12 protein-coding genes and 1 tRNA gene are annotated in these 14,494 nt (G+C 66.1%); 9 read left to right on the forward strand and 4 right to left on the reverse strand.

What is annotated here, in order from left to right:
* Positions 1 to 43: 43 nt before the first annotated feature.
* Positions 44 to 133: transfer RNA gene (locus tag VHR41_18405), tRNA-Ser, on the reverse strand.
* Positions 134 to 260: 127 nt separating this feature from the next.
* Positions 261 to 983 carry a hypothetical protein gene (locus VHR41_18410; GenBank protein HEX3236171.1) on the reverse strand — a complete coding sequence of 241 codons (723 nt, stop codon included), beginning with the start codon at positions 981 to 983 and terminating at the stop codon, positions 261 to 263.
* A gap of 180 nt (positions 984 to 1,163) precedes the next feature.
* Here VHR41_18410 and VHR41_18415 point away from each other — a divergent pair, with 180 nt between their 5' ends.
* The 5 genes from VHR41_18415 (at position 1,164) to VHR41_18435 (ending at position 3,411) form a co-directional block, all read left to right on the forward strand.
* Positions 1,164 to 1,301, forward strand: a complete 138-nt coding sequence (locus VHR41_18415) for a hypothetical protein (protein HEX3236172.1) — start codon at positions 1,164 to 1,166, stop codon at positions 1,299 to 1,301.
* Positions 1,301 to 1,588, forward strand: coding sequence for a hypothetical protein (locus VHR41_18420; protein HEX3236173.1), 288 nt, complete (start codon positions 1,301 to 1,303; stop codon positions 1,586 to 1,588). Before VHR41_18415 ends, VHR41_18420 begins: the two co-directional genes overlap by 1 nt.
* Positions 1,589 to 1,789: 201 nt before the next feature.
* Positions 1,790 to 2,215, forward strand: coding sequence for a nuclear transport factor 2 family protein (locus VHR41_18425; GenBank protein HEX3236174.1), 426 nt, complete (start codon positions 1,790 to 1,792; stop codon positions 2,213 to 2,215).
* 41 nt (positions 2,216 to 2,256) lie between these two features.
* Entirely contained in the window at positions 2,257 to 2,694 is a 438-nt protein-coding gene (locus tag VHR41_18430; protein HEX3236175.1) for a hypothetical protein, read from the forward strand.
* Positions 2,695 to 3,207: 513 nt separating this feature from the next.
* A complete protein-coding gene (locus VHR41_18435) occupies positions 3,208 to 3,411 on the forward strand; it encodes a hypothetical protein (GenBank protein HEX3236176.1) in 204 nt (67 codons plus the stop codon).
* A gap of 21 nt (positions 3,412 to 3,432) precedes the next feature.
* Here VHR41_18435 and VHR41_18440 read toward each other — a convergent pair whose 3' ends face one another.
* The gene (locus VHR41_18440; protein HEX3236177.1) at positions 3,433 to 3,636 is read right to left on the reverse strand and encodes a hypothetical protein; all 204 of its coding nucleotides are present in this window, start codon (positions 3,634 to 3,636) and stop codon (positions 3,433 to 3,435) included.
* 182 nt (positions 3,637 to 3,818) lie between these two features.
* Between VHR41_18440 and VHR41_18445 the strand changes: the two genes are divergently transcribed.
* Complete coding sequence (locus VHR41_18445; GenBank protein HEX3236178.1) at positions 3,819 to 4,046, forward strand: hypothetical protein; 228 nt, start codon at positions 3,819 to 3,821, stop codon at positions 4,044 to 4,046.
* Between the two features lie 144 nt (positions 4,047 to 4,190).
* Here the strand turns inward: VHR41_18445 and VHR41_18450 are convergent, their stop codons facing one another.
* Positions 4,191 to 6,500 (reverse strand): PAS domain S-box protein, encoded by a 2,310-nt coding sequence (locus tag VHR41_18450; GenBank protein HEX3236179.1) that lies wholly within the window; start codon positions 6,498 to 6,500, stop codon positions 4,191 to 4,193.
* 225 nt (positions 6,501 to 6,725) lie between these two features.
* Between VHR41_18450 and VHR41_18455 the strand changes: the two genes are divergently transcribed.
* The 3 genes from VHR41_18455 to VHR41_18465 all read left to right on the forward strand — a co-directional run bounded on the left by VHR41_18455 (position 6,726) and on the right by VHR41_18465 (position 14,386).
* Entirely contained in the window at positions 6,726 to 12,584 is a 5,859-nt protein-coding gene (locus tag VHR41_18455; GenBank protein HEX3236180.1) for a HAMP domain-containing protein, read from the forward strand.
* Positions 12,581 to 13,801, forward strand: a complete 1,221-nt coding sequence (locus VHR41_18460) for a response regulator (GenBank protein HEX3236181.1) — start codon at positions 12,581 to 12,583, stop codon at positions 13,799 to 13,801. The genes VHR41_18455 and VHR41_18460 overlap by 4 nt, the downstream gene beginning before the upstream one ends.
* A 108-nt stretch (positions 13,802 to 13,909) precedes the next feature.
* The gene (locus VHR41_18465) at positions 13,910 to 14,386 is read left to right on the forward strand and encodes a response regulator (protein ID HEX3236182.1); all 477 of its coding nucleotides are present in this window, start codon (positions 13,910 to 13,912) and stop codon (positions 14,384 to 14,386) included.
* Positions 14,387 to 14,494: the final 108 nt, after the last annotated feature.

Consider the following 14,494-nt stretch of genomic DNA (forward strand, 5'->3'; position numbering starts at 1 on the left):
TGAAAGGTGAGAGGACTCACCTTTCACCTTTGGTGGGCTGGGACGGAGCGGGAGGGATTCGAACCCTCGATAGAGGTTGACCCCCTATGCCGGTTTAGCAAACCGGTGCCTTCAGCCACTCGGCCACCACTCCAGCGAGGCTGGAAAATCGTGGGTGGCGCGGAGATAGGCAAGGGCTGGTTGCTCAAACCGTACCCCCCGTCCGCTCCCCAGGATCAACCGTGTCCGCGAGCTGGGGAAGGGGTCGGGGTGAGCCACGTCTACCCCACGCTGGTCAACCACGCCGCCACGGTCAGCCACGCGCCCGTTCCGCTGAGCGCAAGCCGGATGACCTGTGAGGCCAGGATTGCCAGGCCACCCCAGACGTACACCGGGTGCACCTTACGTCGGGTGATGAAATCGTACAGCACGCCCGTCAGTATCAGGAGATCCACCACCCCGAAGTAGAACGGCGGCCCCGCCGCGGCGAGCGCCGTCGGGAGCCGCGCGACGGCCGCCGCAAGCAGGCTGATCGTCGCCAGCAGCATGAGGCGCTTGTGCGTCTCCGGCCGGCGACGGTACCATACCGCGGCGGCAACCAGGGGTGCGAAGACCAGCATGTCGAACAGTGGGATGATCAGAAAGACGAGAGGCGGAATGCCCGGCGGCGCCCGCCCCTCGCGCGCATTCCCAATGGCCAGAACAGTGCCCAATACGACCATCCCCACCGCCAGTATGACGCCCGCAACGCCAAGCCGGCGATGAATGTACGTCCGGCCGGCGGCGACCAGGGTCGTCTGCGCCACGAACAGCAGAATCCAGGCGGAGAAGGCGACACCGTGCACAATCCGCAGCGGCGTCAGGGCCGGGCCGTGCAACCAGGGCGAGAGGTAGAAGGTGCGGTAGAAGCCGGCGAAGACGATCGCGGCGATCAGGAGCGACATGCCACTGTAGAAACGGTGGTGCCGGCGACGGACCAGCGGTGCGGGCAGGCTGACGGCCATAGAACGCCTTGAGGGCGGAGTGCCGATGGGTGAGGTGATCCGGCAGAATATGTGTCGCGGTATATGCAGGCGCCAGAGTAGGCCACTGGCGCCTGCATATATCGATACCAGATTCCAGGCGAGTCCACCCGCTGCGGAATGCCCCATGGCAGACTGATTCCGCAGACCATAAGTTGAGACATGCAGACCATCCCGCTCCGCTACGTAATCGGCGGCCTCATCGGCCACCAGGGCATTGTACTCGCCCTCGGGGCTGCCCTCACGGTCGTCTGGCTGGTCGCCGCCCTCGTCACCGCCATCCGACGCAAGGCTAAGTGATGACAGTACGGGTACTGCAGCGGCCGACCGCCGAGGAGCTCAAGATCCTGAAAGCGGTTCGGGAGACCACCTTCCACCCGTTCTTCCCAACTGGTCGGAGCATCGCTGAGGCGGAGGCGTTCGACGTGCGTGTGGAATTGTTGAAGCGGATGCAGCAAGAAGGATGGATCGAGCTCGAGGTCTCGCCGTCCAGATCGCTGGTGGGGGGCTATCAGCGAAAGTATCGGGCAGCTCTGGCGCGCTGCACGGATCTCGGGCGGGAAGGGCTCAAGTCCTTTGGGGAGTGAGCCCACGCAGGCGCTGCCTCCGGACGCGAGAATGAACCGGGGCCGGATCATCTCTATCGCAGGGAAGCATCGAGCGGTACTTTCGTGCTGCGGTTTGGGTTCTCTCCCCGAACATGTGAGGCTGCTATGACACTCGCCGGTCGCGTTCGCGCTTGGCTTCCGCTCACGCTGTCTCTCGCACTGCTCCTCCCGACCGTAGCTATGGGCCAGGGAGTCGAGCAACCCCACGTCCCGGTACGGAAAGCCCTCGATGAGATCAGAGTCTTACGCGCGGAATACGCCGAAGCGTTCAACAAACAGGACGCGGCGACGCTGGTGGACGTATATGCGCCGGATGCCACCATGATCGACGCTGACGGTACGATGCTGACCGGCAAGGACGCGATACGGAAGAGGATCGAGGCCGGTCCATGGGGGACCCTGTCGATCGACTCGGATACCGTGCGAGTTTTTGGGAACACTGCCTATGACATTGGAACCGCGCGCATCTCGCACAAGGGCGGGGGCGAGGACGTCAGCCACTATCTGGTCGTCCTTCGGCGTGGAATCAAGGAGTGGAAGGTCAGCAGCATCGCGCAGGTGCCAGAAACCAAAAAAGGGAACGCCAGCGATTCGGCGGGACACTGATAGGCCCTGGGTGCAGCAGGACGGAGGCGGACAGGCTCCTTATGATGCGCATCTCGTCCCTGTCAATCGTGACGGGTTTGGCGCTCGCCGCGTGTGGCGGCGACTCGACTGGTCCGAAGGATGTGTTCCCCGAGGCCAAGGGCGTCTATGAGGTCAACGGCAGCTTCGACGGAATCTCCACCTCGGATGCACACTTCAGCGGTGCTCTCACGCTTACCCAGATCTCCCGGGAGACTGGCACACTTGGCGGGAGCGCGGCATACACGGTGATCATCGGGACCCAGAGTTATGACTTCACTGAGGACAGTCTGTCCGCCGCCACCGTTTCGGCGAATGGCGTCGTGACCTACACGATGGGTGAGGGGGGATCAACCTGGACCTTCACGGGAACGCTCTCTGGACCCTCCATCGTAGACGGGCATCATACTCTCTCTGAGAGCTCGGGCTCGGTCTCAGGCGCTTGGACAGCCACTCGCTAGGAACGCAAGCGCCAATCGCCCGCGCACTCTGGATTGGGGCCTGGGCTGGACTATCATTGATTGTCCCAGAGCCCCTCTACACGTTAAGATAGGCTGCATGTCGAGTTATTCGGTCAAGGTTCGCCCTCCCCGGTCCGGCCGGCCGGGGAGCAATGCCCACCGCAACGCCCCCTGAGATGCAGGTAGGTCGCGATGTCCTTCACTCAATGTCCGGACTGCGGGCTAGCGATTACGTATGCCGCATCCACCTGTCCACTCTGTCAGGCAAGTCTCATTCGTATCAATCGGCGCAGGGCGCTGCTCTGGGCCACCCTTATCGGCGAGTTCCTGCTGCTGCTTTTCTTGAATGTTCTGGGCAGGGCACACGGATAGCAGCGAATCGTAAACGGCCTCAACCCTGACCCCGGGCACGCCGCGGGCGGTCGGGTGCTACCTGCCTCAGGGTCGGCTTCAAGGCAGTCTGGATGTGCTCGTCTAGCGAGCCGAACCACCTACCGAGAGTGAGCTGCAGCGATGACTCTCCCGACCAAAGCCAGGTGGCCCTACCGTCCCGCACTGCTGCTGGCCGCGGTCGCGCTCCTCCTTGCGATGGCAGCGATGCTCTCTGCGCTCTGGCTCAGTAGCCTGCTCTTCGTGGCCGCAGTCGCCTTCGCATTGGTCGCGGTGCTGCACTTCTGGCGAAAATGGCTGTGGCAGCGCGCCAACCGGCCGGAGTAAGCCGGGAGCCGGAGACCAGCCTTAGGGAGCCGTGAAGTCCTCCGGCCCTGGCGGTCGGAAACTCAAGTCGAAGGCCAGAAACGTGGTCTTGGAGAATGGATAGAAGAGCACCGGCAGGACCCCCATCAGCGCCACGCCGCCATACTGGAGGAGGGTCCAGGGCGCATCCGGCAGTGTGGCTACCAGAACCGCGACAAAAATAGCCGCGAACACCAGCTCGGCCACTCTTGAACCAGCTCCGCTAGAGTCCCCCGCCGCCGCAGTTGGGGCAGCGGAGCCGTATCGCCCGCCAGTAGAGCGGGGCCACACGCCGCGTCGTGGGGTCCATGAGGCGAATCTAGAATGACGGGGACAAATGTTCGAGGGAACGCGCCGCGCCGGCCGCCTCGAGTCAGGAGGTCGATCTCTTGCCAGTTCCGTCACCACGGGTCATCGGAGAGGCGCGCGTTCGAGCGGAGCACGCCCGCCGCGCCCTCGGGTTGAATCCGCGCGTCTGGTATCCCATCCTCGAGCGTAACCCGGAGTCCTCGGAGCCGGTGGCGCGGTCGGGCTATCTCTGGATCGAGGTGGACGGTGAGCCCCGTCAGGTCTGGGCCAGGCACTTTCACATCCGGACGGAGGAGAGCGGGGAGTAGCGGCTATTTACCGGAGCGGACCATGGGTCTCGAGATCATCGTGGGAGTGGCCGCAGGCGTATTGATCGCCGCAGTATACCTGATGAAGCGCGCGGCGAGGGCCAAGCGGGAACAGTGAGGAACCGGTGGCCATGAGGCCGCGGCCTACGATGCCACGACCTTTCCGTCGAGCATCTCCCGGACCTTGCGTGCCAGCTCTTCCGGCATGAACGGCTTCTGCTGAAAGGGCAGCCCAGGGTCGAGCAGGCCCCGCTGCACGACATCGTCACCGGTGTACCCCGACATGTAGAGCACCGGCAGGCTCGGATTTATCAGGGCGACCCGCCGTCCCAGCTCCCGGCCACCCATCTCGGGCATGACGACGTCGGAGATCATGAGATCGACCCGCAGGGCTCCCTCCTCGAGCAGCGCCAGAGCCAGGACCCCGTTGGCCGCTTCGACCACGCAGTAGCCGTACTCCCGCAGTCCGCGTGACGCCATCCCACGCACCAGCGCTTCGTCTTCCACCACCAGGATGGTCTCCGTACCCAGGCAGGGCGCGGGCGGGGGCGCCGGCACCGGGCGGTCGGGAAGCGCAGTCGAGAGCTGGGGAAGGTAGACCTTGAACGTGGTCCCGTGGCCCGGCTCGCTGTACACCCAGACGAAGCCCTCGCTCTGCTTGACGATGCCATACACGGTCGAAAGGCCGAGACCGGAGCCCTGGCCCACGGGCTTGGTGGTGTAGAATGGCTCGAAGATGCGAGTCTGCAGCTCCCGATCCATGCCGCATCCATCGTCGCTCACGGTGAGCAGGACGTACGGGCCGGAGGCGATGTTCGCTTCATTGTGCCGTTGGGCGTACACCTCGTCGAGCGATGCCGTGCCGGTGGCGATGGTGACTCGTCCCTGCTCACCCAGGGCGTCGCGCGCGTTGAGCACCAGGTTCATGAGGACCTGCTCGAGCTGGGCTCCGTCCGCCCGGATCTGTCCGATGGTAGGCGAGAGCCGCAGCTCGAGGAGGTGCTGCTCGGACAGCGAGCGGCGCAGCATCTTCTCCATCCCCAGAACCACGGCGTTCAGGTCGAGCAGCTGCGGCCGCAGCATCTGCTGGCGGGTGAAGGCGAGCAGTTGCCGGGTCACGTCGGCGGCGCGGCTGCCGGCCCGGATGATCTCCTCCAGGTCGCCGCGACGATCATCGGTGGGATCGAGAGTCTGCAGCAGGAACCGGCTGAACCCGATCACGCCGGTCATCATGTTGTTGACCTCGTGGGCCATGCCGCCGGCGAGCCGTCCTGCGGCCTGCAGGCGTTCCGTCCGGCGGAGGTGCTCCTCCACCCGTTTCCGCTCGGTGACGTCGCGATAGATCCCCCGGATCATCACGGGGCGGCCGTTGGCACTGGTGCAGCTCAGGTTCCCTTCGACCGTAATGCTGCCGCCCTCGCGGGTGAGAAAGACCAGCTCCACGTGGGTCAGCGTCTCGCCGCCGAGCACCCGCTCGATGAGCTCGCGGTAGCGGTCGCGGCTTTCGGGGTGGATCACGTCCAGCAGGGCGAGCCGGCGGATCTCCTCCCCGGAGTATCCGACCCGCTGCTGCCAGGCATGGTTGACATAGCGGAACGTCCCATCGGGCGCGGTCATGCAGACCAGATCGCTGGCATTGTCGAACAGGTCGCGATAGCGCTCCTCGCTGGCGCGCAGCAACTGCTCGGCGCCTTTCCGCTCGCTCACGTCACGCGCGTCGAGGCAGATCCCGATCACGTCGCCGCGCTCGTCGATCACCGGCGTGGTGGTGATCTCGAACCAGCGCTCGACCTGGTCGACATCCCGGAGACTCAGCTCGACGGTGGACGTCTCACCCCGGAGGGCGGCCTGAAGCAACGGCACCGCCTGGGGCACGAACTGCCGGACCTCGTCGCCTTCCCGGGGCCGGCGACCCAGGATGCGCTCCGACCACTCCCCGGCGGTGCGGTTCAGCGCCTGAATGGTGCCGTCCCGGTCGACCAGCACGAAGCACTGCAGGCTGTTGTTGAAGATTGCGCGCAGGTTGGCCTCCGAACGGCGCAGGGCGGCTTCGGCCCGGGCCTGCTCGGTCTGGAGGTGCACCCGCTCCAGGGCTCCTTCGATCGCCGGGCCGATCCGCGCCAGATTGCTCTTGAGCAGGTAGTCGGTGGCACCGGCTTTCATGCAGCCGACCGCCGTCTCCTCATTGACCGAGCCGGTGACGATGAGGAAGGGAACGCTCGGCGCACGCTGGCGCGCCACCGCGAGGGCCGACATGCCGTCGAACCGGGGGAGGGTATAGTCCGAGAGGATCACGTCGGGCCGGAAATCCGCGAGCTCCTGCACGAAGGACTCGCGGGTGTCGACGCACCGAGAGGTGAAAGGAATACGGGCGCGGGCGAGCTCGTATTCCACGAGCTCGGCGTCCATCGGAACATCCTCGAGAATCAGGATCCGCAGCGGGTCCGTCAGCATGCGCGTGCCTCTGGTCGTGGATGCTGGAGGGTGGACCGGAACACAGGATGCTCCCACTGGAAAGATCGCGTCAAGCGTCGTAAGTATGAGCGACAACCGCGCCGGTCGATAGGGCTCGCACGTGCCGGCTGATCGTGTGACCCTAGTCACAGCGCTAAGTCCAAGCACCACGCGATCTTTGGCAATCTCACCAGCCACAGACGTCCCAGTTCAAACGGAGTGTTCATGCGAACCACGCCGTCGGCTCCCAACGGTCGTAGCTCGAAGCGCTCGTCCTCCCGCCCCAAGATGTCCACCGACGGCATCGAGCTCGAAGCCCTGCTGATCGTCCTCACCGCGGTGCGCAAGGGCGACTTCTCGGTGCGGATGCCGGTCTCCAAGACCGGGGTCGCGGGCAAGATCGCGGACACCCTGAACGAGATCGTCGAGCTCAATCAGGAGATGGCCCGGGAGTTCGAGCGGGTCAGCCTCGCCGTGGGCAAGGAGGGGCGGATCACCCAGCGGGCCCACCTGTCGGGCGCGAGCGGGTCCTGGGCCGCGTCGGTCACCTCGGTCAACACTCTCATCGGCGACCTGGTGCAGCCCACCAGCGAGGTGGCCCGGGTCATTGGGGCGGTGGCCAAGGGAGACCTCTCCCAGACCATGGGCCTGGACATCGAGGGCCGGCCCCTCATGGGAGAGTTCCTCCGGATTGGCAAGACGGTGAACTCGATGGTGGACCAGCTCAGCTCGTTCGCCTCCGAGGTCACCCGCGTCGCCCGCGAGGTGGGCACCGAGGGCAAGCTCGGCGGACAGGCACGGGTGAAGGGCGTGGGCGGCACCTGGAAGGACCTGACCGACAACGTGAACTCGATGGCGGGCAACCTCACCGCACAGGTCCGCAACATCGCCCAGGTGACGACGGCGGTGGCCAACGGCGACCTGTCGAAGAAGATCACGGTCGACGTGAAAGGCGAGATCCTGGAGCTCAAGAACACCATCAACACGATGGTGGATCAGCTCAACTCGTTCGCATCGGAAGTGACTCGCGTGGCGCGCGAGGTGGGGACCGAGGGCAAGCTAGGCGGCCAGGCGCAGGTCAAGGGCGTGGGTGGCACCTGGAAAGACCTCACGGACAGCGTCAACTCGATGGCGGGGAACCTGACCGGGCAGGTGCGGAACATCGCCGAGGTGACGACGGCGGTGGCCAACGGGGATCTCTCGAAGAAGATCACCGTGGACGTGAAGGGCGAGATCCTGGAGCTCAAGAACACGATCAACACGATGGTGGACCAGCTCAACTCGTTCGCGTCGGAGGTCACCCGGGTGGCGCGCGAGGTGGGCACCGAGGGCAAGCTGGGCGGGCAGGCCGAGGTTCGGGGAGTCGGCGGAACGTGGAAGGACCTGACGGACAATGTGAACTCGATGGCCGGCAACCTCACCGCGCAGGTCCGCAACATCGCCGAGGTCACCACGGCGGTGGCGAACGGCGACCTGTCGAAGAAGATCACGGTCGACGTGAAGGGCGAGATTCTCGAGCTCAAGAACACCATCAATACCATGGTGGATCAGTTGAGCTCGTTCGCATCCGAGGTCACCCGGGTGGCGCGCGAGGTGGGGACCGAGGGCAAGCTGGGCGGACAGGCACAAGTAAAGGGCGTCGCGGGTACCTGGAAAGACCTGACCGACAACGTGAACTCGATGGCCGGCAACCTCACCGCGCAGGTCCGCAACATCGCCGAGGTGACGACCGCGGTGGCCCGAGGCGAGCTCAACAAGAAGATCACGGTGGATGTGAAGGGCGAGATCCTCGAGCTCAAGAACACCATCAACACGATGGTGGACCAGCTCAACTCCTTCGCCTCGGAAGTCACCCGGGTGGCGCGAGAAGTCGGCACCGAAGGCAAGCTCGGTGGCCAGGCCCAGGTGCGCGGCGTGGGCGGCACGTGGAAAGACCTCACGGACAACGTGAACTCGATGGCCGGGAACCTCACCTCCCAGGTGCGCAACATCGCCGAGGTGACCACGGCAGTGGCCCGGGGCGAGCTCAACAAGAAGATCACGGTGGACGTGAAGGGCGAGATCCTGGAGCTCAAGAACACCATCAACACGATGGTGGACCAGCTCAACTCCTTCGCCTCGGAAGTCACTCGGGTGGCGCGAGAAGTCGGCACCGAAGGCAAGCTGGGGGGCCAGGCACAGGTGACCGGTGTCGCCGGGGTGTGGAAGGACCTGACCGATAATGTGAACTCGATGGCGGGCAACCTCACCGCGCAGGTCCGCAACATCGCCCAGGTGACGACCGCCGTGGCCAACGGCGATCTCTCGAAGAAGATCACGGTGGACGTCCGGGGCGAGATCCTCGAGCTCAAGGACACCATCAACACGATGGTGGACCAGCTCAACTCCTTCGCCTCGGAGGTGACCCGGGTGGCGCGCGAGGTGGGGACCGAGGGCAAGCTGGGCGGCCAGGCGTACGTCAAGGGCGTGGCCGGCACCTGGAAAGACCTGACCGACAACGTGAACTCGATGGCCGGCAATCTGACGGCCCAGGTCCGCAACATCGCCGACGTGACCACGGCGGTGGCCCGTGGCGAGCTCAACAAGAAGATCACGGTGGACGTGCAGGGTGAGATCCTGGAGCTCAAGAACACGGTGAACACCATGGTCGACCAGCTCAACTCGTTCGCCTCGGAAGTCACCCGGGTGGCGCGCGAGGTGGGCACCGAGGGCAAGCTGGGCGGGCAGGCGCAGGTGGTGGGCGTGGCCGGTGTCTGGAAGGACCTCACCGACAACGTGAACTGGATGGCGAGCAACCTCACCTCCCAGGTCCGCGGCATCGCCAAGGTGGTGACGGCGGTGGCCAACGGCGACCTCAAGCAGGAGCTTCGGGTGGAGGTGAAAGGCGAGATCGCCACCCTGGCCGACACCATCAACGGCATGACCAACACGCTGGCCACCTTCGCCGACCAGGTGACCAATGTCGCTCGTGAGGTCGGGGTGGAGGGCAAGCTGGGCGGCCAGGCGCGGGTGCCCGGGACCGCGGGCATCTGGCGGGATCTCACCGCCAACGTCAATCAGCTCGCCGCCAACCTGACGACCCAGGTGCGGGCCATCGCCGACGTGGCCACCGCTGTCACCAAGGGTGACCTGACCCGGTCGATCGCGGTGGAGGCCCTGGGCGAGGTGGCGGAGCTCAAGGACAACATCAACGAGATGATCCGCAACCTGCGCGACACGACCCGGAAGAACATGGAGCAGGACTGGCTCAAGACCAACCTGGCCAAGTTCAGCCGCATGCTGCAGGGTCAGCGAGACCTGGGGGCCGTGTCGCAGCTCATCCTCTCCGACCTGGCGCCGCTGGTCACCGCGCACCATGGGGCCTTCTACGTGGTCGACACCGCCGGCGAGCAGCCGACGCTCAAGCTCCTGGCCAACTACGCGTACAAGGATCGGAAGCAGGCGTCCACCGAGTTCCGCCTGGGCGAGGGGCTGGTGGGCCAGTGCGCCGTGGACCGGCGCATGCTGATGATCGGCCGGGTGCCGCCCGACTACGTCCAGATCAGCTCCGGCCTGGGCGAGGCGCCTCCCCGCAACATCGTGGTGCTGCCGGTGCTGTTCGAGGGCGAGGTCCGCGCCGTGCTGGAGCTGGCCACCTTCGACGAGTTCGACGAGATCCGGCTCACCTTCCTGGAGCAGCTGGCCGAGACCATCGGGATCGTGCTCAACACCATCGGCGCCAACATGCGGACCGAGGAGCTGCTCAAGCAGTCCCAGGCCCTCACCGAGAGCCTGCAGGCGCAGCAGGAGGCGCTCACCGAGACCAACAAGCGGCTGGAGCAGCAGACCCGCTCGCTGCAGAAGTCCGAGGAGCTGCTCAAGAAGCAGCAGGACGAGCTGCAGAAGACCAACGCGGAGCTGGAGGAGAAAGCCCAGCTGCTCTCCCGGGGCAAGACCGAGGTGGAGCTCAAGAACAAGGAGGTCGAGCAGGCCAAGGTGGCGCTGGAGGAGAAGGCCGAGCAGCTGGCCCTCATCTCGAAGTACAAGTCCGAGTTCCTGGCCAACATGTCGCACGAGCTCCGGACCCCGCTCAACAGCCTGCTCATCCTCTCCCAGATCCTCAGCGAGAACGCCGACGGCAATCTGACGACCAAGCAGGTCGGCTTCGCCCAGACCATCCACAGCTCCGGGTCCGACCTGCTGGATCTGATCAACGACATCCTGGACCTCTCCAAGATCGAGTCCGGCACCATGGCGGTGGACGTGACCGCCGTTCCATTCGGCGAGGTCCGCCGGTTCGTCGAGAGCACCTTCCGCCAGGTGGCGGACTTGAAGGGGTTGCAGTTCACCGTCGAGCTCGAGCCCGGCCTGCCGGCCGCCATCCAGACCGACACCAAGCGGCTGCAGCAGGTGCTCAAGAACCTGCTCTCCAACGCCTTCAAATTCACCGAGCGGGGCGGGGTGACCCTCCGCGCCAGCCTCGCCACCGGTGGGTGGAATCCGGAGCAGGAGATGCTCAACGGGGCCAATGCGGTGGTGGCGTTCTCGGTCACCGATACCGGCATCGGCATCCCCAAGGAGAAGCACGGAGTCATCTTCGAGGCGTTCCAGCAGGGTGATACCGGCACCAGCCGGAAGTACGGCGGCACCGGCCTCGGACTCTCGATCAGCCGGCAGATCACCCGGCTCCTGGGTGGTGAGATCCGGATCGAGAGCACCCCGGGCGCTGGAAGCACCTTCACCCTGTACCTGCCGTTGATCTATCCGGCGCAGCCGGTGCAGGCGCCGTCGCTGGACGGGGAGGGCGTCGGCGCCGTCGTCCCGACGGACAGCGAGGGGTTCAAGGGGGTGGCCTCCGCTCCCGCTCGCATCCCGCTCGCCCCCGTGGTGGAGCGGGCCATTCCCGATGACCGGGCCGTCATCGAGGACGGCGATCGGATCCTGCTGATCGCCGAGGACGACGCCAACTTCGCCCAGATTTTGCTCGACCTCGCGCGGGAACGGGGGTTCAAGGGACTGGTGGCCCAGCGCGCCGACCGCGCGCTCTCGTTGGCCCGCGAGTACCAGCCGACGGCGGTCACGCTCGACCTCCGCCTCCCCGATGCGGACGGATGGACCATTCTGGACCGGCTCAAGCACGATCCGGCCACCCGCCACATCCCGGTCCACATCATCTCGGTCGAGGAGAACTGGCAACGGGGTCTCCGGCTCGGCGCCATCGACTTCCTCACCAAGCCGGCCACCAGGGACTCGCTCTCCGACGCGCTGACCACCCTGCACGAGTTCGTCGATCGCCCGGTGAAGCGGCTGCTGGTGGTCGAAGACGACCAGGCGGCGCAGCAGAGTATCGTGGAGCTGATCGGCGATACCGACGTGCAGACCACCACGGCGAGCAGCGGGGAGGAGGCCCTGGCGGCACTGCAGGCCGGCCGGTTCGACTGCATGGTGCTCGACCTCGGTCTGCCCGACATGACCGGGTTCCAGCTGATCACCCGGGTCAAAGGCGAGATCGGGCTCCGCAAGCTGCCGACCGTCGTGTACACCGGCAAACAGCTCACCCGGCGGGAGGACGCGGAATTGCGGCGGCTGGCGGAATCGGTGGTCATCAAGGACGCCAACTCGCCCGAGCGGCTGCTGGACGAGACTTCACTGTTCCTGCACCGGGTCACCGCCAACCTACCCGAGGGGAAGCGCCGCATGCTGGAGCAGCTCCACCGGACCGACCCGATGCTCACCGGCCGCCGGGTGCTCATCGTCGACGACGACGTGCGCAACATCTTCGCCCTCACCACCTTCCTGGAGCGGAGCGAGATGCAGGTGCTGCACGCGGAGAGCGGGCGGGACGGTCTGGCGCGGCTGCAGGAGACGCCCGACATCGACGTAGTGCTGATGGATGTGATGATGCCGGAGATGGACGGGTACGAGACGATGCGAGCTATCCGGGAGATGCCCAAGGTTCGGAACCTCCCGATCATCGCGGTCACGGCCAAGGCGATGAAAGGCGACCGGGAGAAGTGCATCGAGGCCGGGGCGTCGGACTACATCGCCAAGCCGGTCGATATGGAGCAGCTCCTCTCCCTCCTCCGCGTCTGGCTTTACCGGTGAGCGCTCTCCGCCCGCCGGCCGCCCTGCCCGTGGCCCCGGCGCCCGCGCCGGCGCCGGCGGAGGACCGGGTGAACATCCTGATGGTGGACGACCAGCCGGCCAACCTGCTGGCGCTCGAGGCCATGCTGCAGGAGCTGGGACAGAACCTGGTCCACGCCAGCTCCGGCCGGGAGGCACTCAAGTGCGTCCTGAGCCAGGACTTTGCCGTCATTCTGCTGGACGTAAAGATGCCGGAGATGGACGGGTTCGAGACCGCGACCCTCATTCGGCAGCGGGACAAGTCGCGGGACACGCCCATCATCTTCCTCACCGCGGCCGACCGGAGTCAGACCCAGGCGGTCCGAGGCTACGCGCTTGGCGCGGTGGACTACCTGGTGAAGCCGGTCGTTCCCGAGTTCGTCCGGTCCAAGGTGGCCGTGTTCGTGGAGCTGGCCAAGAAGAACGCGCTACTCCAGCGCCAGGCGCAGCTGCTCCGCCAGGGCGAGCAGGAGGCACGCGACCTGGCCGAGACGCGGGCGGAGCTGGTGCGCGACCTGGAGCACAAGAACCGCGAGCTGGAGAGCTTCAGCTATGCGGTGTCCCACGACCTCCGCGCCCCGCTCCGGCGGATCGACGCCTTCGGCCGGGCGCTGGAGGAGACGCAGGGAGAGCGGTTGGACGACGCCGGGCGCCATTTCCTGGGGCGGGTCCGCGAGGCCAGCCAGCAGATGATGCAGCTGATCGACGACGTGCTCTACCTCTCCCGGGTCACTCGGACCGAGCTCCGGGAGCAGGAGGTGGACCTCAGCGGCCTGGTGGAGCTGCTGCTCGACCGCATGCGGGAGGCGGAGCCCGCGCGAGCGGTGGAGGTGAAGATCCGGCCCGGCGTCGTGGTGGGGGGAGACGGTCAGCTGCTGCGCATCGCGCTGGAGAACCTGCTCACGAACGCCTGGAAGTTCACCGCGAACGTGCCGGCCCCGCGGGTCGAGTTCGGGACCATGCAGGCGGGTGGGGAAACCGGGTACTTCGTGCGCGACAACGGGGCGGGCTTCGACATGGCGTACGTCGATCGCCTGTTCGCACCGTTCCAGCGCCTGCACCGCACCAGCGAGTTTCCCGGCACCGGCATCGGACTTGCCACGGTGCAGCGGATCATCCACCGGCACGGCGGGCGGGTCTGGGCCGAAGGGCTGGTGGGGCAGGGCGCCACCTTCTACTTCACCATCGCCCGCGCCTGAACAGACGCGCCCCCCGAGGCGAGACACGCGATGGAGCTTGCGGCGGGTCGCGGACCATACAAAGTTTCTCTGCCCTACGCGCGTCCCGTTCCTTCGATGGATTCAGGCATGACTCAGCCGGACCCGGTGAACCAGTTCCACCGTACCGAACGTCCGGTCGACGGGTACACGGTGCTGGTGGTCGACGACGAGGAAGCGGTGCGCCGGCTGGCGGTCCGGATGCTGACCTGGACCGGCTATCAGGCGCTGGAAGCGCGGCACGGGCGGGAGGCGCTGGTCACCATCGAGCAACACAACGGGCCGATCCACCTGGTGCTCACCGACATCAAGATGCCGGGGATGAGCGGGCGGGAACTCGGACGTCACGTCGAACGACGCTGGCCCGGCAAGCCCATCCTTTACATGTCCGGCTTCCCGTCGGAGGTGTTTCAGGGCGGGCTGCTCGAGGCCGGCGCGCCCTTCCTCGCCAAGCCGTTCACCCAGGAAGACCTCGCCGCCAAGGTGCGGGAGCTGCTGGAGGGTCCTGTCAACTCTGGCGGCTCAGCCGGATCCGATGGCCCTGAGAGGCGAAGGTCACCTGGTTGAGCAGCCGGGTCTCCGGCTGCCTTCAGGTTGCCACCCACCATGTTGACCAGCTCTCCCACGCATCCGGCCGCCTCCGCGGCCGTCAGCTCCGCAGAGGTGCGCCAGGCA

The sequence above is a fragment of the Gemmatimonadales bacterium genome (genome assembly GCA_036265815.1).
GTDB lineage: Bacteria > Gemmatimonadota > Gemmatimonadetes > Gemmatimonadales > GWC2-71-9 > CAVVWJ01.

Bases quoted from the DNA above. Each gene is read 5' to 3' on its own strand.
- VHR41_18430 (HEX3236175.1), top strand. From the start codon at position 2,257: ATGATGCGCATCTCGTCCCTGTCAATCGTGACGGGTTTGGCGCTCGCC.
- VHR41_18465 (HEX3236182.1), top strand. From the start codon at position 13,910: ATGACTCAGCCGGACCCGGTGAACCAGTTCCACCGTACCGAACGTCCG.
- VHR41_18425 (HEX3236174.1), top strand. From the start codon at position 1,790: ATGGGCCAGGGAGTCGAGCAACCCCACGTCCCGGTACGGAAAGCCCTC.
- VHR41_18410 (HEX3236171.1), bottom strand. From the start codon at position 983: ATGGCCGTCAGCCTGCCCGCACCGCTGGTCCGTCGCCGGCACCACCGT.
- VHR41_18455 (HEX3236180.1), top strand. From the start codon at position 6,726: ATGCGAACCACGCCGTCGGCTCCCAACGGTCGTAGCTCGAAGCGCTCG.
- VHR41_18450 (HEX3236179.1), bottom strand. From the start codon at position 6,500: ATGCTGACGGACCCGCTGCGGATCCTGATTCTCGAGGATGTTCCGATG.
- VHR41_18420 (HEX3236173.1), top strand. From the start codon at position 1,301: ATGACAGTACGGGTACTGCAGCGGCCGACCGCCGAGGAGCTCAAGATC.
- VHR41_18415 (HEX3236172.1), top strand. From the start codon at position 1,164: ATGCAGACCATCCCGCTCCGCTACGTAATCGGCGGCCTCATCGGCCAC.
- VHR41_18435 (HEX3236176.1), top strand. From the start codon at position 3,208: ATGACTCTCCCGACCAAAGCCAGGTGGCCCTACCGTCCCGCACTGCTG.